Here is a 2,176-nt window from a genome sequence, read left to right on the forward strand (position 1 = left end):
TACAAATGCTAATTTAAATATGTACATTCCCGCTTGAATAACAATGTACAAAAATGCTCGGGGTATACATACTGATCTAGAGGTGATTGGAAATGTATATTCAATTAAACGTAGAGACAACATTCGAACTGAAAAGTCTTACAGATTTAGCAGCATATAAACAAATAATGGAGCATTTAAAAATGAAAATTAATAAAAGTAAATTAGCAAGGGACATGGGTGTAGATCGTCGTACCATCGACAAATATCTAAACGGTTTCGTTCCCAAAAAGAAGCGTAACAAACCATCTAAAATCGATGCGTTTTATCCAATAATCGCAAGTTTATTATCAGAGGATTCGAAGCAGGTGTTTTATTATCGTCGTAATCTTTGGCAGTATTTAAAAGATAATCATGGCTTAGGTTGTGCTCAATCAACGTTCCGCACTTATATTGCGAATACACCGGAATTCCAAGCTTATTTCGATAAAGATGAACGGATTCCAAGTATGAAAAACAGTGGTATTCGTTTCGAAACACGTCCAGGTAAACAGGCACAGTTAGATTGGAAAGAAAGTATTTTGTACGAAACAAAAGATGGTGAACAAGTAGAAATTAACGTAGCTGTTTTAATTTTGAGCCATTCACGTATGCGATTCTTTTATATGAGTATTTCAAAGTCGCAAGCTGTGCTATTTTCTTTCCTTACGGAAACGTTTGAAAAAATGGGTGGGGTGCCTGAAGAACTGGTTACAGACAATATGAAAACGGTCATGGATGAAGCGAGAACCGAATTTTCCAAAGGAAAAGTGAATGTGAAGTTTGCCCAATTTGCGCAAGATTTTGGTTTCAAAGTGAGACCTTGTATCGCAGGACGTCCGAAGACAAAGGGAAAAGTTGAAACAACGATGAAGCTACTTGATGAAATTCATGCTTATCAAGGGCAATTGAATATGGAAGAGCTACACATTTATATCGAACAATTGTGTAATCGTGTGAACCGTGAAGTTCATCAAGGGACAAATAAGATTCCATTACTTGAATTTCAAAAAGAAAAGAATCACTTACTCCAGCTACCAACTGAACGAGTAAGAGATTCCTTCAAAATCAACCATACACTTGTGAAAGTCAATGCATCTAACATGATTTCTTACAAGTCCAATCAATACTCTGTACCACCAGCGTATCAAGGAAAGAAAGTAAGTTTACAAGTATATGATGACCGATTATGGATTCATTATAACATGGAACTCATAGCGCAACATAAAATTAGTGACGCAAAACTCAATTATCAAGAGGCTCACTATCGTGAGACACTGTCGAAAGCGATGCCAAACTATCCAGATATTAATGATTTAGCCAAGCGAAATTTAGCAGCGATCGGAGACATCTATAAATGAATCAGTTTACAAACACAAACTATCAGCAACTCCTGCAAAACTTGGAGTATTTAAAACTCAAGCAAATGGGGCTTCATTTAAGTGAAGTCATTGACTTCAGTATCAAGAATGAACTTTCATTTATTGATACGCTCATTAAATTAACGAATTATGAGGTAGATGTACGTGAGCAAAACATGATTCACGCAATGGTGAAGGTCGCAGCCTTTCCACATCTAAAGGAAATGAAAGATTTTGATTTTGAATTTCAACCAAGTGTCAATCAGCAACAATTACGTGATTTTCAGAGCTTACGTTTTATTCAAGAAAACGAAAACATTGTATTTCTTGGTCCAAGTGGTGTGGGTAAAACCCACTTAGCTACGGCAATCGGCATTACAGCAGCGAAAAAAAGGACAAGTACCTATTTCATTAAGTGTCATGATTTAATTCAAAACTTGAAAAAAGCGCGCATTGAAAATCGTCTAGAAAGCCGTTTGAAACATTATACAAAGTATAAATTATTAATCATTGATGAAATCGGTTATTTACCAATCGATCCGGAGGACGCGAAGCTATTCTTCCAACTCATCGATGCACGTTATGAAAAGAAAAGTACGATTTTTACAACCAATGTGAACTTCAAATCATGGGAAGAAATTTTCCCAGAGCCGAAGTTAGCAAATGCGATTTTAGATCGCATTTTACATCACGCAAGTGTCGTAACTATTACTGGTGATTCGTACCGTCTTAAGCAACACCTCGAACCAGTAAACGAGTAATTTTGTACACCCTTAAACAAGCATAAATGTACATAT

At 36.1% G+C, this 2,176-nt stretch carries 2 protein-coding genes; both read left to right on the forward strand.

What is annotated here, in order from left to right; translation table 11 throughout:
- Nucleotides 1-92: 92 nt before the first annotated feature.
- Complete coding sequence (istA, locus tag D8M03_RS17465; protein ID WP_121216049.1) at nucleotides 93-1,379, forward strand: IS21 family transposase; 1,287 nt, start codon at nucleotides 93-95, stop codon at nucleotides 1,377-1,379.
- Nucleotides 1,376-2,140 (forward strand): IS21-like element helper ATPase IstB, encoded by a 765-nt coding sequence (gene istB / locus D8M03_RS17470; RefSeq protein ID WP_121216050.1) that lies wholly within the window; start codon nucleotides 1,376-1,378, stop codon nucleotides 2,138-2,140. Before istA ends, istB begins: the two co-directional genes overlap by 4 nt.
- The last annotated feature ends 36 nt before the right edge of the window (nucleotides 2,141-2,176 follow it).

The sequence above is a fragment of the Ureibacillus endophyticus genome, from assembly GCF_003628435.1.
Classification (GTDB): domain Bacteria; phylum Bacillota; class Bacilli; order Bacillales_A; family Planococcaceae; genus Ureibacillus; species Ureibacillus endophyticus.

Excerpts from the sequence above, each read along its gene's own strand:
- istA (WP_121216049.1), top strand. The coding sequence starts at position 93 with ATGTATATTCAATTAAACGTAGAGACAACATTCGAACTGAAAAGTCTT.
- istB (WP_121216050.1), top strand. The coding sequence starts at position 1,376 with ATGAATCAGTTTACAAACACAAACTATCAGCAACTCCTGCAAAACTTG.